The organism is Pseudomonas sp. NPDC087185 (assembly GCF_044744955.1).
GTDB lineage: Bacteria > Pseudomonadota > Gammaproteobacteria > Pseudomonadales > Pseudomonadaceae > Aquipseudomonas.
The window spans coordinates 196,509-217,979 of record NZ_JBIUZK010000002.1 but is presented as its reverse complement, the minus strand read 5'-3'; the positions used below and the strand labels follow the sequence as shown (position 1 = coordinate 217,979).

Genomic DNA, 21,471 nt, shown 5'->3' with positions numbered 1-21,471 from the left:
CTAGTGCCCTTCCAATGCACCTTCTCGATAGTCCCTGGCTCATTCAGTTCGGGCTTGCGCCTCTTGATCCAGGGCTGCGCCGCCGCTTTGCATTCGAATATCTGGCTTTCCTGATAAACTGTCGTCCCTTCCTACATGATGCGGATCTGGGCGGTGAAGCCAGGCCCCCTCCTTGCGCTTGCGCTGCGCGATGGTTCTCATGGATTTGCTACACGGCTGACTGAAGTTGCTGCGTTGTGGCCATGACCGTAGCAAAGCCAGAATGAACCGGAATGAAGCGGCAACAAACAGAGATAGAGAAATGCACACGAAACAAGCAGAAAGCCCAGCAACCTCAGGCGATACGGTAGTCAGGCGGTTTTCTGTTGCCCCTATGATGGATTGGACCGACCGTCACTGTCGTTTCTTCCTGCGCCTGCTCTCCAAGCACACCCTGCTCTACACCGAAATGGTCACCACCGGTGCCCTGCTGCACAACGACGCCCACCGTTTCCTGCGCCACGACGTCTCCGAGCACCCGCTGGCCCTGCAACTGGGCGGCAGCGTGCCGGCCGACCTGGCGGCCTGCGCGCGCCTGGCTGAAGACGCGGGCTATGACGAGGTCAACCTCAACGTCGGCTGCCCGAGCGACCGGGTGCAGAACAACATGATCGGCGCCTGCCTGATGGCGCACCCGGCGCTGGTCGCCGATTGCGTCAAGGCCATGCGTGATGCGGTGTCGACGCCCGTCACCGTAAAGCACCGTATCGGCATCAATGGCCGTGACAGCTATGCCGAGCTGTGCGATTTCGTTGGCACGGTGCGCGACGCCGGTTGCCGCAGTTTTACCGTGCATGCGCGGATCGCGATTCTTGAGGGGCTGTCGCCGAAGGAGAACCGTGAGATTCCGCCGCTGCGCTACGACGTTGCCGCGCAGTTGAAAACGGACTTCCCGGACCTGGAAATTGTGCTCAACGGTGGCATCAAGACCCTGGCCGAGTGCCAAACGCACCTGGAGACGTTCGATGGGGTGATGATGGGGCGCGAGGCGTACCACAATTCGTACGTGCTAGCCGAGGTAGATCAGCTGCTGTTTGGCAGTGATGCGCCGGTGGTCAGCCGTAGCGAGGCGATGGCGCAGTTGCGCCCTTATATCGTGGCGCATATGGAAAGTGGCGGCGCGATGCACCACGTCACTCGTCATATTCTGGGGCTGGGCCAGGGGTTCAAGGGTGCTCGACGGTTCCGGCAGCTGCTTTCGGCCGATATTCACAAGGCGCCAGAGCCGCTGGTGATTTTCGATCAGGCCGCGGAGCTGTTGCAGGGGCGCTGACGGAACCACTGGCGCGCTTTCGACTCGAATCCTCATTCACTTGCCCGGCCTGCCCCGTCGCCCCTTGAGCGGCCGTCGGGGCTCGGGTAATGTCGAGACATCGCACAGGACAGAGCACGCCATGACCTCCAAGCTGGAACAACTCAAGCAGTTCACCACCGTGGTCGCCGACACCGGGGACCTGGATGCCATCACCCGCCTCAAGCCGGTCGATGCCACCACCAACCCGTCGCTGTTGCTCAAGGCTGCCGCCATCCCTGGCTATGCCGACCTGCTCAAGCAGGTCAAGAGCGACGCCAAGGGCAATGTCGACCTGGCCTGCGACAAGTTCGCCGTGGCCGTGGGCGCGGGCATCCTCAAGGTCATTCCGGGGCGTATTTCCACTGAAGTGGATGCTCGCCTGTCGTTCGATGAGCCGGCACTGCTGAACAAAGCGCGCCAGTTGATTGGGCTGTATGAAGCCGCCGGCGTGCCCAAAGACCGCGTACTGATCAAGCTGGCGTCCACCTGGGAAGGCATTCGCGCTGCCGAGAAGCTGGAGAAGGAAGGTATCCAGACCAACCTCACCCTGCTGTTCTCCTTCGCGCAGGCCCAGGCCTGTGCCGATGCCGGGGTGTTCCTGATTTCGCCATTCGTGGGCCGTATCTACGACTGGTACAAGAAAAGCACCGGGCAGGAATACGTCGGCGCCGAGGACCCGGGCGTGCAGTCGGTCACGCGTATCTACAACTACTACAAGGCCAACGGTTACGACACTGTGGTCATGGGCGCCAGCTTCCGCAATCTCGGCCAGATCGAACAACTGGCCGGCTGCGATCGCCTGACCATCAGCCCAGAGCTGCTGCAGCAACTGAGCGATGATCAGGGTGAGCTGCCGCGCATACTCAAGCCAGGCAATGCCGGCGAGGCCAAGCAGGTGCTGAGCGAGAGCCAGTTCCGTTGGGCGATGAACGAAGATGCCATGGGCACCGAGAAGCTGGCAGAAGGCATTCGTCAGTTCGCGCGCGACCAGGAGAAACTGGAAAAGCTGATGGCTGACAAAGCCTGACACATATCCGGTTTGCCAGACGGGCGGGAAATGTTCAGCATTTTCCGCCCGTTTTTCTTCATGCCGTTAAAAACATCTATAGCACTCAAGGGCCTCTTCGCAGGTAAGCCCGCTCCCACAGGTATTGTGGAGATCCTTGTGGGTGTGGGTTTACCTACAAAAGGCCCGTTTAGCCAGCAGAGCTGTCAATGACCTCCTCCCGTTTGCCCCTCGTTCTTGCTGGCCCTGTACTGCGCCGCCTGGAGCCTCAGCGCCTGGCCATCTGGCTGGTCGGCAGCCAACCTTTGCAGCCTGAGTTCATGGTTGACGGCACGGCCACGGTGGATTGCCAGGTCATCCCGATCGGCCAGCACGCGTTCATCCACCTGCTGGACATCCGCTTCGCCCAGCCCCTGCCGTGCAACATCGCCATCGAATACGACCTGCTGATCAACGGCCACGGCATCGCCGACTGGGCGCCCCACCTGCTCTACCCGGGCAGCCAACGCCCGAGCCTGGTGCTGCGCGACCGCCTCGACCAGTTGCTGCACGGCTCGTGCCGCAAGCCGCACCACCCGGCCGCCGATGGCCTGCTATGTGCCGACCGCCTGCTGGCGGCGTGCGAGCGCCCTGAAGCGCGCCCCGCCGTGCTGCTGATGACCGGCGACCAGGTCTATGCCGATGACGTTGCCGGCCCGATGTTGCGGGCCATTCATTCGCTGATCGAGCGCCTTGGCCTGTTCGACGAACAGCTGGAGGGCGCCGTCGTCACCGACAGCCAGGCGCTGTACCAGCACCCGGCCTGCTATTACCACCGCGCCGACCTGCTGCCCGCTCAGGAACGCAACGAAACCCTACGCGAGCGTTTTTTTGGCGGCAAGCGCAAACCCATCTTCTCTTCCAGCAACGCCGACAACCATCTGGTGACCTTCGCCGAGGTCATGGCCATGTACCTGCTGGTGTGGTCACCCACCCCCTGGCAGCTGGTGGCGCTCGACATGCCCGCCGGCCTCGCCGCCTCGCACCAGGCGCGCTACCGCAAGGAGCTACCGCTGATCGAGGCGTTTGCCGCCAATCTGGGCCACGTAGCGCGGGTGATGGCCCACCTGCCCTGCCTGATGATCTTCGACGATCACGACATCACCGACGACTGGAACCTGTCGGCACAGTGGGAAGAAACTGCCTATGGCCACCCCTTCTCGCGACGCATTATCGGTAATGCCTTGGTCGGCTACCTGCTGTGCCAGGCCTGGGGTAACGACCCGGATGGCTGCTTGGCCATGGCCGAACAGTGCCAGGCGCTTGCCAGCGCGCAGCTGGACAGCCAGGCCCAAGAGCAGTTGATCGGTGATCTGCTGCGCTTCCAGGGCTGGCAATTCAGCTTGCCCAGCAACCCGCCGCTGCTGGTGCTGGACACCCGCACGCGCCGCTGGCGCAGCGAAAGCGACCTGGCCAAACCTTCCGGCCTGCTCGACTGGGAAGCGCTGTGCGAGCTCCAACAAGCGCTGCTGGACCACCCTTCGGCGATTATCGTGTCACCCGCGCCAATCTTCGGGGTGAAGCTGATCGAAACGGTGCAGAAGCTGTTCAGTTGGCTGGGCTACCCGCTGCTGGTGGACGCCGAGAACTGGATGGCCCATCGCGGCGCGGCGCAGGTGGTTCTGAACATCTTCCGCCACTCGCGCACGCCTGGGCATTACGTGGTCTTGTCGGGGGATGTGCACTATTCGTTCGTCTACGAGGTGCTGATTCGCCATCGCCAGCGCAGCCCGCACCTGTGGCAGGTCACCAGCAGCGGGATCAAGAACGAGTTCCCACGGCGCTTGCTGGATGTGCTCGACCGGCTCAACCGCTGGCTGTACTCGCCGCATTCGCCGCTCAACTGGTTTACCCGCAGGCGGGAAATGGAGGTGGTGCCACGTACGCCCAGCCACAGCAAGGCCGGGGAGCGGCTGTGGAACAGCGCGGGGTTGGGGCAGGTGTTCTTTGATGACCAGGGGCGGCCGGCGCGGGTGTTTCAGCTGAATGCCGATGGCGCTGAGGCAACGGAGTTTGCGCGACGGGAGTGATTGGACGGGCTGCTTTGTGATGGCCTTAGCGGCTTCTTCGCGGGACAAGCCCGCTTGCACAGGAACAGTTTGATCTTAAGGGTACGCCGGGCTTAGGGGGAGCGGGCTTGCCCGCGAAGAGGCCCGTGCAGTCGAAAAATCAGGACCGCTCGAGCGCATTCACCAGGTCATGGAAGGCTTCCCGATTGGAGTCATTCAACCCCATCAGGATCTTGTGCGCCTCCAGCACCTTGGAGCGCACCACCTCTTCGTTCTGGTCCTGCGAAGGCAGGTCAGTCAGGCACTCCGGGCACGGCACCGGGCGGTCGACGATATTGAACACCTGATCGAAGCCCATGGACTGCAGCAGGCGCGAAATGTCCGGGTTAGTGGTAACCACCGTCGGCAGCAGGCCAACCTTCTGCCGCGACAGGATCGACAACTTGGCCAGCAGGCCCAGCGTGGTGCTGTCGATGCTTTCGGTTTCCGTCAGGTCGATGACGATGGCCGAAAAATTCAGTGCGGTGAAGATTTTTTCGATCGTCGCATCCAACGCCGAACACAGGGTCAGGCGCACTTCACCGACGAACTTCAGTACGAAGGTGCCACTCTGCTCGGCGAACTGGATTCTACCGGTACTCATTGAAGGTTCCTGCTCAACACCAATAGGGCGATATCATCCGGCATCTCCCCAAGCGTAGCCAATCCAAAACGTTGGCGCAGCCCATCCAGGCTACCCCCCGCTGCCTTGACGATTTCCGGCAAGGCGGCTTCTTTATCTTTGAGCGTGGCCCCTGGCAAAAGGTCCAAAATGCCATCGGACATCAGGCTCAGGCTGAATTGCGGCGGCAGTTCCACGACCAGGTCCTGGTAGGTAGCCTCGTCGAACAACCCGACCGGCAGCCCCCGCCCTTCCAGGTAGCGCGCCTGGCCGGGGGAGTAGAGCACCGGCAACGGCAAGTGGCCACCCACGGCGTAGGTCAGCAAGCCCGTTTCCTCGTCGATTACCCCGCCAACCATGGTCACGTGCTTGCCCAGCTTGCAATTGATCAGGCCGCGGTTGATGTGGCTGAGCACTTCCGAGGGCTTGAACTCACGGATCTTGCTCGTGCGCTTGAATTCGAACATCAGCCGGGTGGTCATGAATTTCAGCAGCACGGTGACGAATGCCGACGACGCACCATGCCCGGAAACATCGGCCAGGTAGAAGGCAATGCGCCGCTCATCCACGCGGAAATAGTCGGCGAAGTCGCCCGACAGATACAGCGACGGAATGATCTGGTGCTCGAAGGCAAACGCTCCGGCAACCCAGGGGCTTTCCGGCAGCATGTTCATCTGCACCTGTCGACCGGCGGTTTGGTCCTCCTGCAACAGGTGCAGGCTGGCCTCCAGTTCGCGGTTGGCGGCTTCGAGCTTGTCGCGGTAACGCTGGTTTTCCACCACCAGGCGCGAACGGTCGAGCGCGCGGCGCACCGAATGCTCAAGTACGGCCAAGTCTTCGAGCGGCTTGATCAGGTAGTCGGCAGCGCCCAGGCGCAAGGCCTCGACCGCGTCGCTCATCACGCCGGCACCCGAAACCACGATCACCGGCAATTGCGGCGCGCGCTCGCTGACCTGGCGGATCAGTTCGAGGCCGCCCATCTGCGGCATGCGCAGATCGCAGATCACGAGGTCGGGCTGGTGTTCTTCGAAGACCTGAAGCCCCTGCTGGCCATTACCGGCCTGGAGGACGCTAAAGCCACTGTCTTCCAGATAGGCGGCGAGGCTCGCACGGACCACGTCGTCATCATCGATGATCAGCAGCGTTGCACTGATTTTCTGCATGTGGGCGAACGGCGCCGATTTGGGTTGGTGCAGGGGCGTCTGCAAGGCTGACATCCGGCTGCAGGAATACTCTGTGGTAACGCTCTACTTGAGTTGTAGGCCAAGAAGGCGGCCCAGGCAACTGGCAGAGCTACCTTGTAAGGCGCAGACGGTACTCCCATCCGCCAGGCGTTTCAAGCATACGTGGGTCGAGTTCGGTGCTCTTTACAGGCTAAATCACCGGGAGTTATAAGAATGCCAACCTTGCAACCCGATGAGAAGGATGCAGCATGCCGCCGACGCCCACCCAGCACAGTGAGAAACGTGACTTTATCCGCATGCGCATCGACACCGAGGTCAGCCTGCTGCACGCAGGCCAGGTGATCGCAGCGGTATGCCTGGACCTGTCCAGCGGCGGCATGCAGGTACGGGCGCCGCAGCATTTTGCGGTGGGTGACCGCCTGGAAGTGCGCATCGATTCCGACCACCCGGCCCTGAAAGGGCTGCACGCCAGCACCGAAGTGGTGTGGATCGCCGATCAGCCCGGTGGGCAGCAGAAATTCGGCCTGCGCATCCTGGCCATGCATTGATCTGTTACGAAAAAGGCGACCCGGAGGTCGCCTTTTTCGTTCAAGCATGACTCAGAAGTCATCTTCGACTTCGCCGTCCTTGACCTTGAACTCACGGTTCTGCAGGTAGGCGTTGCGGATGAAGATGTACTTGTCACCCTGAATGAGCTTTTCTGCCGGCAGCAGGCTGGCGCGGGTATCGACCACATCCAGGGCAAAGATCGAGTTGCGGGTCGGCACGTGGTCGATGTAGCGGTACGGCTTGGTATAGCTGTCCGGGTACTTGGCCAGGCCGTCACGCACAGTGCTTGGGCCAAGCAGCGGAATGACCACGTATGGGCCGCTGGGCATGCCCCAGTAGCCGAGGGTCTGGCCGAAGTCTTCGTCGCTGCGCTGCAGGCCCATCTTGGTGCCCACGTCGAAGAAGCCGCCAAGGCCGAAGGTGGTGTTGACGATCAGCCGCGCGGTGTCGACGCCCGCCGCATGCGGCTTGAGCTGCAACACGTTGTTGGCCAGGTTGGTGACATCACCCAGGTTACGGAAGATGTTATGGATGCCATCCTCGAGAAACTGAGGGGTGACTGCCTCGTAGCCTTGGGCCAATGGCTTGAGGGCATACGTGTCGAGGACATCGTTGAAGCGGAAGATCGGCCGATTGACCGTCTCCCAGGGATCTTCCTCGGTGGCGGCATGGGTAGCCGCCACGGGTGCCAGCAGCAAGCTGGCACAGACACAGGCCTGGGTGACTCGCTCGATCACACCGGCACCGATCCTACGCATAGATGTTTCTCCATCGAATTTCTCGGCCGCAAACGCAACAGGTCGCGCTGCTGGTAAGGCGGCAGTATAGAGACTTGCGGGCTGATAAACAGCTTTACACAGTTTTGCTCAATAAATTGTGAACATCCATTGCCCGTCATAGCACCGTAACAATGGCGTAATAGGCTGCGAAGTATTTCAGGGAAGCTGCCATGCACGATGCACCCGCCTTCACCGCTGTGCTGTTCGGCCTGCGTGGTTGCCTGGTCCAGGCCGCCAGCGGCAGCCCCCTGCCCGCCCCCGGCGCGCTCGACACCCTGGCTGGCCTGCGGCGCCAGCGAGTACCGTGCATCTGGCTGGATGACCTGGGCAGCACACACAGCAAACGCCTGGCCAGCGTGCTGCCCGACTGGCTGCCGGGGCATGCGGCCAATGGCGTGCGCTGGCCCTCGCCCAATGCGTGCTGGCAGGCCTTGATGGCGCTCGACAGCCAACGGCTGGACGGCTGCGTGCTGGTCAGTGGCGAGCCACGCCTGCTGCAATCGGGCCTCAATGCGGGCCTGTGGACTATCGGCCTGGCCGCCTGCAGCCCCTCCTGCGACCTCAGCTCACAGCAATGGCAAGCCATGACCCCGCAAGAACAGGAACGGGCCCGCGGCAAGGCCACGCTCGAACTGTTCCGCCTGGGCGTGCATTCGGTGATCGACCACCTCGAAGCACTGGACACCTGCCTGACAGACATCGCCTTGCGCCGGCGCAAAGGTGAAAAACCCTGACACAGCACTCTTGATGCGGATCATGCAAAGCGTCGGCGAGTGGATTACGCTGAAGACAGGCTAGAACCTTTGCCGCTTCGCTGAGGTCCATGCCTTGCCAAGCCATTGATGGAGAACAGCCAATGCCTGCCCGCGAATTGCAAGAGCGCCTGAACAGCTTGCGCGAGCAACTGGATCGTAACGTACCGCTGACGGATGAAGAGCTGGCCGCGCTGCACGAGGAAGCCAGACAGATCGAGGCGCAACTGAAGCTGGAAGAAGCCACGCCGGACAACAACCTGGTGGATGGTGTGAATCTGGCCATAGAGCGCTTCGAGGCCGACCACCCGGACCTGACCGCCACCCTGCGCAGCATCGCCAACTCGCTGCACAGCATGGGTATTTGATACTGAAAGGGGCCGCTTTGCGGCCCCAGTCATGCCAAAACTACTGACGCACCAACCGCACATTCTGCGGGCTGATCGCCCCAGTACTGCGGTACGGATTGATGTCCAGCCCACCCCGGCGCACATACCGCGCATAAACGGTCAGGTGCTCAGGCTGCAGCAGGTTCTTCAGGTCCAGGTAGATCCGCTCCACACACTGCTCGTGGAAGTCGGCATGCTGGCGGAAGCTGATCAGGTAGGTCAGCAGGCTAGCAGGGTCCAGCGCCCTCCCCTTGTACTCGACAACCACGCTCCCCCAGTCCGGCTGGCCCGTCACCGGGCAGTTGGATTTGAGCAGGTGGCTGTGCAGGGTTTCTTCAACCACACGCTCCGGGTCGCAACGCAACAGCTCAGGCTGTGGCTGTTCGTAATTGCTGATAGCGACGTCCAGCGCATCGATGCACTGCCCAGGCAGTGCCACCACGCCTTGCGCCTCGACTTCACCCAGCGTGCGTACGTGTACGCTCACCGGTTTGCCGGCAGCAGCCGACAAGTCCTTCTGCAGGCAAACCTGCAGCGCCTCGATCGACGCGAACACCGTCTGGTTCAGCGAGTTGAGGTAGAGCTTGAACGACTTCGACTCGATGATGTTCGGCGAGTCGGCAGGAATGGCGAATTCACCGATCGCCACCACCGGTTTGCCAGACGGCAGCAGCCAGGACAGCTCGAAGCAGTTCCAGTAATCCACGCCTTGCCAGGGCAGGGTCTGAGCGGTGACGCCCAGCTCGGCCCACTTGGCCGTACGCGGAATCGGGAACAGCAGCGAAGGCGTGTAGGTGGCGATGTATTCGCTGGACTTGCCCAGCGGGGAATGTTCGGCGGCGGGATGCATGAAAACTGACCTGAAGGTTCGGAAATACCCTTAGTCTACCGGTTTTGCAGCCCGCCTTGCAGCGCCAGTCACTCGATGGTCAGCTTACCGACCATGCCAGCCTGGTAATGCCCGGGGACGTTGCAGGCAAACTCGATGGGCGCTGACTGACGAAAAGTCCAGGTCAGCTCGGCACGCTGGCCCGGCTGCACCAGCACGGTGTTACCCGCATCATGGCCATGGGCAGCGTGGCCCATCTGACCATGATCCATCTGAGCGTGGTCCATGCCCTCGTGGCTCATGCCAGCGGTAAACAACTTGCCCTGCATGGCGATCATTTCCTTCTGGTGCTCGGCGTGCATCGCCTTGTCCCCCAGGTTGAACTCATGGGGCAGCTTGCCTTCGTTGACGAGCACGAAGCGCACGGTTTCGCCCGCCTTGACCTGCAGGCTTTCGGGCTCGAAGGCAATGTCCTTGAGGACCACTTCGACCGTGCGGGTGGCCTTGGCCGCTGGCGCGGGCTCGCCGAATGCGAAATGCTTGCCACCGTCAGCCAGCGCGGGCAGGCTTACCAGGGCAAGGGCGGCGGCGAAGAACAGGTGTTTCATGATGACTCCAAAGCTTGCAGCGGGAATAAGGCCACTTTAGAAAAGGCTGACTGGCAGCTACCTGACAGGAAGATTACAACTTTGTCAGCTTGGGCAGCGGCCGGGATAGTCACGTATCATTTCTGCCATTACACCGTCCCTGACATTGGACACCGCATGAAACTGCTGATCGTCGAAGACCAGGCCCGCACCGGCCATTACCTGAGCCAGGGCCTGAGTGAAGCCGGTTTTGCCACCGAACTGGCCGCCGACGGCGAAACCGGTCAGCACCTGGCCCTGAGTGGTGATCACGACCTGCTGATTCTCGACGTGATGCTGCCCGGGCGCGACGGCTGGCAGATCCTCCAGGCAGTACGCCAGGCAGGCCTAGGCACACCTGTGCTGTTCCTCACCGCGCGCGATGCCGTCGAAGACCGCGTGTACGGCCTGGAACTGGGTGCCGACGATTACCTGGTCAAGCCGTTCGCCTTCTCCGAGCTGCTGGCCCGGGTGCGCACCCTGCTGCGCCGCGGTACCAGCCCGAGCCAGGACACCACGCTGACCCTGGCCGACCTGCGTCTGGACCTGATCCGCCGCCGTGCAGAACGCGCAGGCCAGCGCATCGACCTGACCGCCAAGGAGTTCGCCTTGCTCGAACTGCTGCTGCGCCGCCAGGGCGAAGTGCTGCCCAAGTCGCTGATCGCCTCGCAGGTGTGGGACATGAATTTCGACAGTGATACCAACGTCATCGAAGTCGCCATCCGCCGCCTGCGCCTGAAGCTCGACGACCCACACCCCAACAAGCTGATCCACACCGTGCGCGGCATGGGCTATGTGCTTGAAGAGCGCCCCGACTGATGCGCAGGATTTCCCTCGGCAGCCGCCTGGCGCTGTTGTTCGCCGCCTGTACCGCCACTGTTTCGTTGAGCGCCGGGCTGTTGTTCAACCGCGCCAGCGAGCAGCACTTCGTCGAACTGGACCAGCAACTGCTCGAATCGCGCCTGTCCCTCTTGCGCACTCAGCTCTCAGGCCTGCAACGCCCCGACGAGCTGGAACCCCTGCTCGCCCCCCTGCGTGACGAGCTCAGCCACCAAGCCGACCTGGCCTTGCGCATCACCGGCAGCGATGGCCGCGCCTGGTTCGCCAGCCGCAGCGCATTGCCCGAGGCGCCCGCCGCTTCGGGCCTGACGACCTTGCATGCTGACGGCACCGATTACCGTACCCTGGCCGTGCAACTGAATAAAAACGCGCGGCTGACCCTTTTTCTTGACATCACCCACCACCAGCACTTCCTTCAGGGCATGCAACGCCTGATTTGGCTGACCGTCGGCCTGTCGGCGCTGGCCACGGCGCTGCTCGGCGCCTGGGCAGTGCGCCGGGGCCTTCGCCCGTTGCGGCAGATGGGCCAGGTAGCTGCCAGCGTTTCAGCACGCTCCCTGACCACGCGGCTGCCGGTGGAGCAAATGCCGGAAGAGCTGGCAGAACTGGCCGGTACCGTGAATGCCATGCTGCAGCGCCTGGACGACGCCTTCCAGCGCCTCTCGGCGTTCTCCGCCGACATCGCCCACGAACTGCGCACGCCACTCTCCAACCTGCTGACCCACACCCAGGTGACCCTTACCCGCCCGCGCAGCCTCGAAGCCTACCGCGAGGCGCTGCATGGCAACCTGGAGGAGCTGCAGTGGATGGCGCAGATGATCAACGACATGCTGTTCCTGGCCAAGGCCGACCATGGCCTGTTGGTGCCAGGGCAGGCAGTGCTGGCGTTGCACGACGAGGTCGATGCGTTATTGGAGTACTACGCGCCGCTGGCCGAGGATGGCGAAGTAGCGCTGCTGCGCCAGGGTGAAGCCACGCTGCAGGGTGACCGGCACATGTTGCGCCGGGCTTTGTCCAACTTGCTCGACAATGCCTTGCGGTTTACGCCAGCCGGCGGGGAGATACGCGTAACGCTGGAGGCCGGAGCAAGGGTTTGCGTGGCCAATACCGGCATGCCGATAGAGCCTGCGGCATTGCCCAGGCTATTTGATCGGTTCTACCGGGTGGACCCGGCGCGGCGCGAAGGCAGCAGCGAACATGCGGGGCTGGGTTTGGCGATTACCCGCTCGATCATCCAGGCCCATGGCGGGAGCATCCGCGCGGAGTGCAAGGATGGCTGGACGCGGTTTGTGGTCGAGTTGCCTTGATGATGGGTCTGCTGCGCAGCCCTTCGCGGGACAAGCCCGCTTCCACACGGCCGCCGCCGGATCAGAAGCCCGCGCAGTACCTGTGGGAGCGGGCTTGCCCCGCGAAGGGGCGGCCACCGAATCACTAGACCGCCAGCCCGATCGCCGGCTGCACCTGCGAAGCCCGGTAGGCCGGGTAGATGGTCGCCAGGAAGCTCATCACCAAGCCCGCCGTGCAGATGATCGCCACGTCGCCCCACTGCAGCTGCGAGGGCAAGCTGCTGATGAAGTACACATCCGACGTGAAGATATGCTGCCCGCTGACCCGCTCCAGCCAGCCGACGATCTGGCTGACATTGAACGCGGCAATCACCCCGAGCACGCCGCCAATCAGGGTGCCGACAATACCGATCAGGCTGCCCTGGACCATGAAGGTGCCCATGATCTGTGCCGGCGTGGCACCCAGTGTACGCAGGATGGCAATATCCGGCCCCTTGTCGTTCACCACCATCACCAACGTGGCGATGATGTTGAACGCCGCCACGGCGATGATCATCATCAGCAACAGGCCGATCATGGTCTTTTCCATTTTCATGGCGCTGAACAGGCTGCCCTGGGTGTGCGACCAGTCATCGGCGCGGTAGGCGTCGCCCAGGCCGGCGGCGATGGCCTTGGACACCTGTGGCGCGGCATACAGGTCGTGCAGCTTGAGGCGCACGCCCTGCACCTGGCCCGGCGCCCAGCGCTGCATCTCGCCGGCATCGGCAACGTGCATGTAGGCCTGCGAGCCGTCCAGCTCGGCGCCCACCTTGAAGATGCCGACCACGGTCAGGCGCTGCATGCGCGGGGTGATGCCGCCCGGTTCCTTGCTGATTTCCGGCACGATCAGCGTCAGCTTGTCACCGGTATTGAGGCGGAACCGCCGTGCGGTCAGCTCGCCGATCACCACGCCGTACTCACCCGGCTGCAGGGCTTGCAGGCGGCCCTGGACGATGTGCTGGCCGACGATCGAGACCTTGCCCTCCTCGGCCGGGTCGATGCCACTGACCTGGATCGGCTGCATCGCGCCTTTATAAGAGAGCATGCCCTCCATCTCGGTGATCGGCGCGGCGGCCATCACCGCCGGGTTCTGCAGTGCAGCATCGGCAGCCGTGCGCCAGTCGTCCAGCGGTTGCACGCCAAGAATGCTGGCATGCGGCACCAGGCCGAGGATGCGCGAGCTCATCTCGCGCTGGAAGCCGTTCATCACCGACAGCACCACGATCATTGCCAGCACGCCCAGGGAGAGGCCGATCATCGAGGTCATCGAGATGAACGAGATGAAATGGTTGCGGCGCTTGGCACGGGTGTAGCGCGCACCGATGAACAAGGGCAAGGGTCTGAACATGTAAAACACCCACTGAAAAAGTTGCGGGGTGGCTCAGACCACCCCGTGCAAACGGCTCAGATCGCCACCAGGTGACCGTCGTCGAGCTTCAGCACGCGGTCCATCTGGCGCGCCAGGTTGAGGTCGTGGGTCACCACCAGGAATGCGGTGCGCGACGAACTGGACAGCTCCTGCATCAGTTCCTGGATACCCTGGGCGGTGTGGTGATCGAGGTTGCCGGTCGGCTCGTCGAGCATCACCAGGCCCGGGCGGTTGACCAGCGCACGGGCAATCGCCACACGCTGGCGCTCACCACCGGACAATTCCGCCGGCTTGTGGTGCAGGCGGTGGCCCAGGCCAACGCGCTTGAGCAGTGCCTCGGCGCGCTCACGGGCCTCGGGGATCGCGGTGCGGCCGATCAGCAGCGGCATGCACACGTTCTCCATGGCAGTGAACTCGGGCAGCAGGTGGTGGAACTGGTACACGAAACCCAGCTCACGGTTGCGCAGCAGCCCACGGGCGCGCTCGCCAAGCGCCGACAGCTCTTCGCCGGCCAGCCATACGCTGCCCTGGGTCGGACGGTCAAGGCCACCTAGCAGGTTGAGCAAGGTACTCTTGCCCGAGCCCGAACTGCCGACGATGGCCACCCGTTCACCGGCGTGCAGCTCAAGGTTGAGCCCGGACAGCACTTGCACCGACTCCGGGCCTTCGTCGTAGGACTTGCCCAGGTTGCGGCAACTCAGAACGGCTTTATCACTCATGCGCGACTCACTCATAACGTAGCGCCTCTGCAGGCTGGGTGCGCGCAGCACGCCAGGCCGGGTACAGGGTGGCGAAGAAACTCAGGACCAGCGCCGCACCGCAGACCATGTACACATCCTGGGCCTGGATCTGCGACGGCAGGTAATCGATGAAATACACGTCGGCATTGAGGAACTTGTGCCCGATCAGCTTCTCGATGCCGGCGATCGCCGCGCTGACATTGAGCGCGGCGATGATCCCGACCACGGCGCCGATCAGGGTACCGATCACCCCGATCACCGTGCCCTGGACCATGAAGATGGCCATGATCTGCCCAGGCGTGGCACCCAGGGTACGCAGGATGGCGATATCGCCACGCTTGTCGTTGACCACCATCACCAGGGTGGAAATGATGTTGAACGCCGCCACCGCCACGATCAGCAGCAGCAGCAGGCCGATCATCGCCTTCTCCATGCGGATCGCCTGGTACAGGTTGCCGTGGGTACGGGTCCAGTCGCGGCTGTAGTATTCCTGGTCACCCAACTGCTGGGCGATGCTCCAGGCCACGCGCGGCGCCTGGAACAGGTCGTCGAACTTCAGGCGCAGGCCTTGCACCTGGTCCGGCTTCCAGCGGTGCAGGCGGGACAGGTCGGCGATATTGGTCAGGCCCAGGTAGCCGTCGATTTCGCCAGCACCGACGTGGAAGGTACCCACCACGGTGAAGCGTTTCATGCGTGGGAACATGCCGGCCGGCGTGACACTGACCTCGGGGGCGACGAAGGTCAGCTTGTCGCCGATGGCCACGCCCAGTTTGGCGGCGGCCTTGTCGCCGATCATGATGCCCCACTCGCCCGGCGCCAGCTGGTCCAGGCGGCCTTGCTGGATGAAGTTGTCGATGATCGACACCTCACGCTCGCGGGCCGGGTCGATGCCGTTGAGCAGCACCTTCTGCACCTTGCCATCAAAGGTCAGCAAGCCCTGCATCTGGGTATAGGGCGCAACCGCCAGCACCTGCGGATTCTGCTTTACTTGTTGGGCAAGGGCAGGCCAGTCGTTGATCGGCTGGCCGCTCTCGAGCGTGGCGTGAGGGACCATGCCCAGCACGCGGGTACGCATCTCGTGGTCGAAACCGTTCATCACCGAGAGCACCACGATCATGACCACCACGCCCAAGGCGAGGCCGATCATCGAGGTCAGGGAAATGAACGAGACGAAGTGGTTACGGCGCTTGGCACGGGTGTAACGCGTACCGATGAATGCGAAAAGAGGTCTGAACATGTCGGGGCTTGTTCGGAGGAAAGGGAACGTCCTTGTGGCGAGGCGCCTGTGGCGGCTTTACACTCGGACCACCGCCGCTACCATGGGTTCGCCATGACGACATTAGACGAAGAAGATCGCCGCGAATACTACCGCATCGAAGATCGGATCGCACTGGAAATCAGCCTACTCAGCGCAGCCGAAGCCCTTGAGCCAGAACTGTTGCAGGATGATTCACCACTGTTCAACCTGCTCAGCGAGCTGCACCTGTCCGACTTCGAGTCGCAGCACCTGCTGCGCCAGCTGAGCGACAAGGACCGCACCCTGGCAGCCTTCCTGCGGGCGCAGAACAAGCGCCTGGACCTGCTCAGCGCCGTAGTCGCGCAAACCCTCATCGGCGAGATCGGCCAGCCGCAACGGGTGATCATCTCCGAAGGCGGTATCGAGTTCGCGCAAAACCAGCAGATCGCCCCCGGCACCCGCGTGAAGGTGAAGATGGTGCTGATGCCACGTGCCCATGGCCTGCTGCTGCGCGGCAAGGTCACTCACTGCGATCCGCAGGGGGATGGCAGCTTCGAGTTGGGCACCGAATTCACCGACATGACCGACGCCCAGCGCCAATTGCTGGCCCGCTATATCCTGCAGCGCCAACAGCAGCAACGGCGTCAGCAGCTGGAACAGAGCGACCCCGCCTCCTGAGCCTTTTCATTTTTGACCTGAAGGAACGAACGTGACCCTCATCTACGGCCATCGCGGCGCCAAGGGCGAAGCGCCCGAGAATACCCTGCACAGTTTCCGTCAATGCCTGTCCCACGGCGTCAACCGCTGCGAACTGGACCTGCACCTATCGGCCGACAACCAGCTGATGGTCATCCACGACCCTACCCTCAAGCGCACCACCGGCCGGCGCGGCAAGGTGGTCGAACACCCGGCCGCCGACCTGGTCACCATCGACGCGCGCAAGGGCGGCCCGGGCCATGTGCAGCCCTGCCCTATACCACGGCTGGAAGAGTTGTTCGAAAAATGCGCGTTCGATCACTGGCAGCTGGAGGTCAAGAGCGCATCGCGCACCCGCGCCGCCACTACCGTGCTTGCCATCCGCGAACTGGCTCAGCAATACGGCCTGCTGGACAAGGTAACCATCACGTCGAGCTCACGGGAAGTACTGGGCGCTGCACTGGAGCTGGTGCCCGATGTGAAACGCGGCCTGGTCGCCGAATACGCCTGGCTCGACCCACTGAAGGTCGCGCAGAACTACGGCTGCGAGCTGTTGGCCTTGAACTGGACACTGTGCACCCCCGAGCGCCTGCTCAAAGCCCAGGGCCAGGGTTTGCATGTGTCGGTGTGGACGGTCAACGAACCGGCACTGATGCGCCGGCTCGCTGATTTTGGCGTGGACAGCCTGATTACAGACTTTCCCGGTTTGGCCAAGACCACCCTCGGGTAGGGCTGTAATCGGTCTCCCCGACCGGCTCAGGCCACCGGTCGGAGCCGCTTAAAAAAGCCGGTTCAGGCCGTCGTAAGCAGCTACCCGATAGGCTTCGGCCATGGTCGGGTAGTTGAACGTGGTATTGACGAAGTACTTCAGGTTATTCAGCTCGCCCGGCTGGTTCATGATCGCCTGGCCGATGTGGACGATTTCCGAAGCCTGGTAACCGAAGCAGTGCACGCCGAGGATTTCCAGGGTTTCGCGGTGGAACAGGATCTTCAGCATGCCTTGCGGCTCGCCGGCGATCTGCGCACGCGCCATGCTCTTGAAGAACGCCTTGCCCACTTCGTACGGCACCTTGGCCTGGGTCAGCTCCTGCTCGTTCTTGCCGATCGAGCTGATCTCCGGAATGGTGTAGATACCGGTCGGCACGTCGTTGACAAAGCGCCAGCTGCCGTTGTCGACGATGCTGCCGGCCGCCGAGCGGCCCTGGTCGTGGGCGGCGCTGGCCAGGCTCGGCCAGCCGATCACGTCACCGGCGCCGTAGATGTTCGGCACGGCGGTGCGGTAGGCCTCGTCGACCTCGATCTGCCCACGGCTATTGACCTTGATGCCGATGTTTTCCAGGCCCAGCTTGTCGGTGTTGCCGGTACGGCCGTTACACCACAGCAAGGCGTCGGCCTTGATCTTCTTGCCCGACTTCAGGTGCAGGATCACACCGTTGTCCAAGCCTTCGACCCGCTCATACTCCTCGTTGTGGCGTACGGTGATGTTGTTGTTGCTGAAGTGATAGCTCAGCGCCTGGGAAATTTCCGAGTCGAGGAAGCTCAGCAGCTGGCCGCGGTTGTCGACCAACTCCACCAGCACACCCAGGCCGCTGAAGATCGAGGCGTACTCGCAACCGATCACGCCGGCGCCGTAGACGATCAGTTTGCGCGGGGTGTGGCTGAGGCTGAGGATGGTGTCGCTGTCATAGACTCGCGGATGGTGGAAGTCGATGTCGGCCGGGCGATAGGGGCGCGAACCGGTGGCGATGATGATCTGCTTGGCGTTGAGCTTTTCCACCACACCATTCGGGCAGACCACTTCGATGGTCTGCTCGTCGGCGAAACTGCCGGTGCCGAAGAACACATCGACGCGATTGCGGGCGTAGTAGCCGGTGCGCGAGGCGACCTGCTTGGCGATCACCTTCTCGGCGCTCTTGAGCACGTCCGGGAAGGAGAACCAGCGCGGCTCACCGATGGCACGGAACATCGGGTTGGTGTTGAACTGCATGATCTGCCGCACCGAGTGACGCAGTGCCTTGGACGGGATGGTGCCCAGGTGGGTGCAGTTGCCACCGACCTGACGACGGCTGTCGACCATCGCCACCTTGCGCCCTGCTTTGGCGGCGTTCATTGCCGCGCCTTCTCCGGCCGGGCCGGAACCCAACACCACTACGTCGTAGTTGTAGACAGCCATGCGTACTCCTTCAGAACTGGCCCGCTGGCCACGGTCGCCGCGGGACTCGATCATGCCGCCGCGGCGCCATGAGAAAATTCGGGTGCAGTCTAATCAAGCGTGAACGCCGCGCACATTAACCCTTGGTCGCGTCGTAGGCCAATTTTGCCTGCACTACATGTGCATCGGGTGCATCCACCGATTCCCTGGCGGCGATCTTCCTTGCTTGCGCTTTCACTCGCCTTTCAGCGCCCGTTCGAATGCGGGCGTAGCTCGGGAGACGAAGCCACCCTCGGCCCGAGTCACCAATACCGCCGCCAGGCCATGCGCGATAGCAAAGTCCCAGCCGCGCTCTGGCCCAAGGATCAGCAACAGGGTCGAATAACCGTCGGCCTGCAAGGTCGAGGCATCGAGCACGGTGACGGCCGCCAGGTCGTGCTCGACCGGGCGCCCGAGGCGGGCATCGAAGGTGTGCGAATAACGCCGGCCATTCTGCTCGAAATAGTGCCGATAGTCACCCGAGGTCGATACGCCCAGGCCATTGACCGGGATGACCTGCCGAGCGATCTGGCGATCTTCGCGGGGCAACTCCAGGGCAATGCGCCATGGGCTGCCATCAGGTTTGCGGCCAAGCGCCTTGAGCTCGCCGGTGGCTTCGGCGATGAAGTTGCCTATCCCCATGGCACGCAAGCGCGTGGCGATCAGGTCGACGGCGTGGCCGGCGGCGATGCTGTTGAAGTCCAGCTGCACAGGGGCATCCTTGCACAACGCCTGGCCTTCGATGCGCAGGTGCCGGTAGCCCACGCGCTGACGCGCCTGGGCCAGCGCCAGCGGGTCGGGCACCTGCTCATGGCGGGCCTGGGGACCGAAGCCCCAGAGGTCGAGCAGTGGCTCGACGGTGAGGTCGAAGGCACCATCGCTTTGTTCTGCCAGGTGCTGGCCGAGGGAGACCAGTTCAAGCATGTCGGGCGGCAGTTGCAGGCATTGGTTGGCGGGGAGCTGGTTGAACTGACTGACGGTGGAATCGCCGCGGTAAGTCGAGTAGTGCTGGTCGATGCCCTGGAGGATGGTTTCCACTGCCGCCTGCACCTGCACAGGTGCGGGCCCGCCGGGTTCGCGGACGTACTGGATGCTGTAGCTGCTGCCCATGGTCGGGCCGCCCAGGCGCTCCAGGGTCGGGCCCTGGTTGCAGGCGGTCAGGAGCATCAGGATGAACAGGAGGGCTGTGCGCAAAAATTCAGTTCTCGGGTGTCTGTGCCGGCCTCTTCGCAGAGCAAGCACGCGAAGAGGCCGGCACAGACACCATCAATACAAGCAAAAAAAACGGGAACCCGAAGGTTCCCGTTTCTTTAACACTTTACAAGCGGATCAGCGTGGAAACGCTGGCGGGTTCACACCGGCCATGTCTTCCATCACACGAACCACCTGGCAGCTGTAACCGAACTCGTTGTCGTACCAGACGTACAGAACAACGCGGTTATCGTTGGCGATGGTCGCTTCGGCGTCAACCACACCGGCGTGGCGCGAGCCCACGAAGTCGGTCGAAACCACTTCCTGCGAGCTGACGTAGTCGATCTGCTTGTGCAGTTCCGAGTGCATGGCGGTCTGGCGCAGGTACTCGTTGATTTCGTCGCGGTTGGTGGCCTTCTCAAGGTTCAGGTTGAGGATGGCCATCGACACGTTCGGCGTCGGCACGCGAATGGCGTTGCCGGTCAGCTTGCCCTTGAGCACTGGCAGTGCCTTGGCGGCTGCAGTGGCGGCACCGGTTTCGGTGATGACCATGTTCAGCGGCGCGGCGCGGCCACGACGGCTGCCCTTGTGGAAGTTGTCGATCAGGTTCTGGTCGTTGGTGAACGAGTGAACGGTTTCGACGTGGCCATTGATGATGCCGTACTTGTCGTTGACAGCCTTGAGCACCGGCACGATGGCGTTGGTGGTGCAGGAGGCGGCCGAGATGATCTTGTCATCGGCGGCGATGTCAGCGTGGTTGATGCCATGCACGATGTTCTTCAGCGCACCTTTGCCAGGTGCAGTGAGGATCACGCGGGCAGCCCCCGGGCAGGCCAGGTGCTGGCCCAGGCCATCGGCGTCACGCCATACACCGGTATTGTCGACGATCAGTGCGTTTTCGATGCCGTACTGGGTGTAGTCGACTTCGCTTGGGCTCTTGGCGTAGATAACCTGGATCAGGTTGCCGTTGGCGGTGATGGTGTTGTTGGCTTCGTCGATGGTGATGGTGCCATCGAACGGGCCGTGCACCGAGTCACGGCGCAGCAGGCTGGCGCGCTTGACCAGGTCGTTTTCAGCACCCTTGCGCACGACGATGGCGCGCAGGCGCAGGCCGTCGCCACCACCGGTCTTCTCGATCAGGATGCGCGCCAGCAGGCGGCCAATGCGGCCAAAGCCGTACAGGACGACGTCGGTGCCCTTGCGCGCCGATGCGTTCTGCTGGCCAACCACGTCGGCCAGCTCTTCACGCACGAACTGCTCGGCGGTCTTGCCGTTGCCTTCCTGCTTGAACTTGTTGGCCAGCTTGCCCAGGTCAACCGAAGCGGCGCCCAGTTTCAGCTCGCTCATGGCCTTGAGCAGGGGGAATGTCTCGTGGACGGACAGTTCGGTTTCGTCGGTTTGACGGTGACGCGCAAAGCGGTGGGCTTTGAGGATCGAGATAACCGAACGGTTGATCAGGCTGCGGCCATAGATCGAGCTCACCACATTGTTGTTGCGGTAGAGCTGACCGATAAGCGGGATCATAGCTTCAGCAAGCGCTTCACGATCGATCCACTCACCAAGACACTGGTCGGGCTTCTGAGTCACGGGAACCTTCCACATGTAGGGACAGAAAAAAGGGGCTACATTATGACGCCCCAACGCGTAACCGGCAATGAGCGCCTGTCGCGGCGGCCGAAGCCTGCGTTCATGCCCCTTTCGAGCCTGACAGCACGCACCGGCACCG

General features: G+C 62.7%; 21 protein-coding genes. 10 read left to right on the top strand and 11 right to left on the bottom strand.

Translation table 11 applies throughout. The annotated features are described in order from the left end of the window. The first annotated feature begins 301 nt into the window (after positions 1 to 301). The 3 genes from dusA to ACIPIJ_RS06265 all read left to right on the top strand — a co-directional run bounded on the left by dusA (position 302) and on the right by ACIPIJ_RS06265 (position 4,408). Entirely contained in the window at positions 302 to 1,312 is a 1,011-nt protein-coding gene (dusA, locus tag ACIPIJ_RS06275; RefSeq protein ID WP_401073901.1) for a tRNA dihydrouridine(20/20a) synthase DusA, read from the top strand. Positions 1,313 to 1,433: 121 nt separating this feature from the next. Next, positions 1,434 to 2,360, top strand: coding sequence for a transaldolase (gene tal / locus ACIPIJ_RS06270; protein ID WP_401073899.1), 927 nt, complete (start codon positions 1,434 to 1,436; stop codon positions 2,358 to 2,360). Between the two features lie 188 nt (positions 2,361 to 2,548). Beyond that, a complete protein-coding gene (locus tag ACIPIJ_RS06265; RefSeq protein ID WP_401073897.1) occupies positions 2,549 to 4,408 on the top strand; it encodes an alkaline phosphatase D family protein in 1,860 nt (619 codons plus the stop codon). Between the two features lie 139 nt (positions 4,409 to 4,547). Here the strand turns inward: ACIPIJ_RS06265 and rssC are convergent, their stop codons facing one another. Next, complete coding sequence (rssC, locus tag ACIPIJ_RS06260) at positions 4,548 to 5,030, bottom strand: anti-sigma factor antagonist RssC (protein WP_039602918.1); 483 nt, start codon at positions 5,028 to 5,030, stop codon at positions 4,548 to 4,550. After that, positions 5,027 to 6,211, bottom strand: a complete 1,185-nt coding sequence (gene rssB, locus ACIPIJ_RS06255) for a two-component system response regulator RssB (protein WP_401075696.1) — start codon at positions 6,209 to 6,211, stop codon at positions 5,027 to 5,029. Before rssB ends, rssC begins: the two co-directional genes overlap by 4 nt. 269 nt (positions 6,212 to 6,480) lie before the next feature. Here rssB and ACIPIJ_RS06250 point away from each other — a divergent pair, with 269 nt between their 5' ends. Beyond that, positions 6,481 to 6,780, top strand: coding sequence for a PilZ domain-containing protein (locus ACIPIJ_RS06250; RefSeq protein WP_401073894.1), 300 nt, complete (start codon positions 6,481 to 6,483; stop codon positions 6,778 to 6,780). Between the two features lie 51 nt (positions 6,781 to 6,831). Here ACIPIJ_RS06250 and ACIPIJ_RS06245 read toward each other — a convergent pair whose 3' ends face one another. Then, complete coding sequence (locus ACIPIJ_RS06245) at positions 6,832 to 7,539, bottom strand: VacJ family lipoprotein (protein ID WP_401073890.1); 708 nt, start codon at positions 7,537 to 7,539, stop codon at positions 6,832 to 6,834. A 191-nt stretch (positions 7,540 to 7,730) separates the two neighbouring features. Here ACIPIJ_RS06245 and ACIPIJ_RS06240 point away from each other — a divergent pair, with 191 nt between their 5' ends. Together ACIPIJ_RS06240 and ACIPIJ_RS06235 are read left to right on the top strand one after the other, a co-directional pair. Continuing rightward, a complete protein-coding gene (locus ACIPIJ_RS06240) occupies positions 7,731 to 8,294 on the top strand; it encodes a phosphonoacetaldehyde phosphonohydrolase-related protein (RefSeq protein WP_401073887.1) in 564 nt (187 codons plus the stop codon). Between the two features lie 122 nt (positions 8,295 to 8,416). Continuing rightward, a complete protein-coding gene (locus ACIPIJ_RS06235; RefSeq protein WP_008099220.1) occupies positions 8,417 to 8,680 on the top strand; it encodes a DUF4404 family protein in 264 nt (87 codons plus the stop codon). A gap of 40 nt (positions 8,681 to 8,720) precedes the next feature. Here the strand turns inward: ACIPIJ_RS06235 and queF are convergent, their stop codons facing one another. Both queF and ACIPIJ_RS06225 read right to left on the bottom strand, forming a co-directional pair. After that, the gene (queF, locus tag ACIPIJ_RS06230; RefSeq protein ID WP_401073885.1) at positions 8,721 to 9,551 is read right to left on the bottom strand and encodes an NADPH-dependent 7-cyano-7-deazaguanine reductase QueF; all 831 of its coding nucleotides are present in this window, start codon (positions 9,549 to 9,551) and stop codon (positions 8,721 to 8,723) included. A gap of 68 nt (positions 9,552 to 9,619) precedes the next feature. Further along, positions 9,620 to 10,138: a plastocyanin/azurin family copper-binding protein gene (locus ACIPIJ_RS06225; RefSeq protein ID WP_401073883.1), complete on the bottom strand. Its 519-nt coding sequence runs from the start codon at positions 10,136 to 10,138 to the stop codon at positions 9,620 to 9,622. A 156-nt stretch (positions 10,139 to 10,294) separates the two neighbouring features. On the opposite strand from ACIPIJ_RS06225, the gene ACIPIJ_RS06220 reads away from it, so the two are divergent. Both ACIPIJ_RS06220 and ACIPIJ_RS06215 read left to right on the top strand, forming a co-directional pair. Then, positions 10,295 to 10,975 (top strand): heavy metal response regulator transcription factor, encoded by a 681-nt coding sequence (locus ACIPIJ_RS06220; RefSeq protein ID WP_401073880.1) that lies wholly within the window; start codon positions 10,295 to 10,297, stop codon positions 10,973 to 10,975. Then, positions 10,975 to 12,303 (top strand): heavy metal sensor histidine kinase, encoded by a 1,329-nt coding sequence (locus ACIPIJ_RS06215; protein ID WP_401073877.1) that lies wholly within the window; start codon positions 10,975 to 10,977, stop codon positions 12,301 to 12,303. Before ACIPIJ_RS06220 ends, ACIPIJ_RS06215 begins: the two co-directional genes overlap by 1 nt. Before the next feature lie 124 nt (positions 12,304 to 12,427). Here the strand turns inward: ACIPIJ_RS06215 and ACIPIJ_RS06210 are convergent, their stop codons facing one another. Genes ACIPIJ_RS06210 through ACIPIJ_RS06200 form a run of 3 tightly spaced genes read right to left on the bottom strand, consistent with a single transcriptional unit; the run spans position 12,428 to position 15,667 of the window. Beyond that, positions 12,428 to 13,669, bottom strand: coding sequence for a lipoprotein-releasing ABC transporter permease subunit (locus ACIPIJ_RS06210; protein WP_401073875.1), 1,242 nt, complete (start codon positions 13,667 to 13,669; stop codon positions 12,428 to 12,430). A 56-nt stretch (positions 13,670 to 13,725) separates the two neighbouring features. Next, a complete protein-coding gene (gene lolD, locus ACIPIJ_RS06205; RefSeq protein WP_176514519.1) occupies positions 13,726 to 14,409 on the bottom strand; it encodes a lipoprotein-releasing ABC transporter ATP-binding protein LolD in 684 nt (227 codons plus the stop codon). 7 nt (positions 14,410 to 14,416) lie between these two features. Beyond that, complete coding sequence (locus tag ACIPIJ_RS06200; RefSeq protein WP_401073873.1) at positions 14,417 to 15,667, bottom strand: lipoprotein-releasing ABC transporter permease subunit; 1,251 nt, start codon at positions 15,665 to 15,667, stop codon at positions 14,417 to 14,419. 93 nt (positions 15,668 to 15,760) lie between these two features. Here ACIPIJ_RS06200 and ACIPIJ_RS06195 point away from each other — a divergent pair, with 93 nt between their 5' ends. Both ACIPIJ_RS06195 and ACIPIJ_RS06190 read left to right on the top strand, forming a co-directional pair. Further along, on the top strand, positions 15,761 to 16,345 hold the full coding sequence (locus ACIPIJ_RS06195) for a PilZ domain-containing protein (protein ID WP_401073871.1): 585 nt from the start codon (positions 15,761 to 15,763) through the stop codon (positions 16,343 to 16,345). Positions 16,346 to 16,376: 31 nt separating this feature from the next. Continuing rightward, complete coding sequence (locus ACIPIJ_RS06190) at positions 16,377 to 17,093, top strand: glycerophosphodiester phosphodiesterase (RefSeq protein WP_401073869.1); 717 nt, start codon at positions 16,377 to 16,379, stop codon at positions 17,091 to 17,093. A 48-nt stretch (positions 17,094 to 17,141) separates the two neighbouring features. On the opposite strand, the gene sthA is transcribed toward ACIPIJ_RS06190, so the two are convergent. The 3 genes from sthA to ACIPIJ_RS06175 all read right to left on the bottom strand — a co-directional run bounded on the left by sthA (position 17,142) and on the right by ACIPIJ_RS06175 (position 21,347). Continuing rightward, positions 17,142 to 18,536 carry a Si-specific NAD(P)(+) transhydrogenase gene (sthA, locus tag ACIPIJ_RS06185; RefSeq protein ID WP_401073866.1) on the bottom strand — a complete coding sequence of 465 codons (1,395 nt, stop codon included), beginning with the start codon at positions 18,534 to 18,536 and terminating at the stop codon, positions 17,142 to 17,144. Positions 18,537 to 18,749: 213 nt separating this feature from the next. Next, positions 18,750 to 19,748: an FAD:protein FMN transferase gene (locus ACIPIJ_RS06180; protein ID WP_401073864.1), complete on the bottom strand. Its 999-nt coding sequence runs from the start codon at positions 19,746 to 19,748 to the stop codon at positions 18,750 to 18,752. Positions 19,749 to 19,883: 135 nt separating this feature from the next. Continuing rightward, positions 19,884 to 21,347 (bottom strand): glyceraldehyde-3-phosphate dehydrogenase, encoded by a 1,464-nt coding sequence (locus ACIPIJ_RS06175; protein ID WP_401073861.1) that lies wholly within the window; start codon positions 21,345 to 21,347, stop codon positions 19,884 to 19,886. Positions 21,348 to 21,471: the final 124 nt, after the last annotated feature.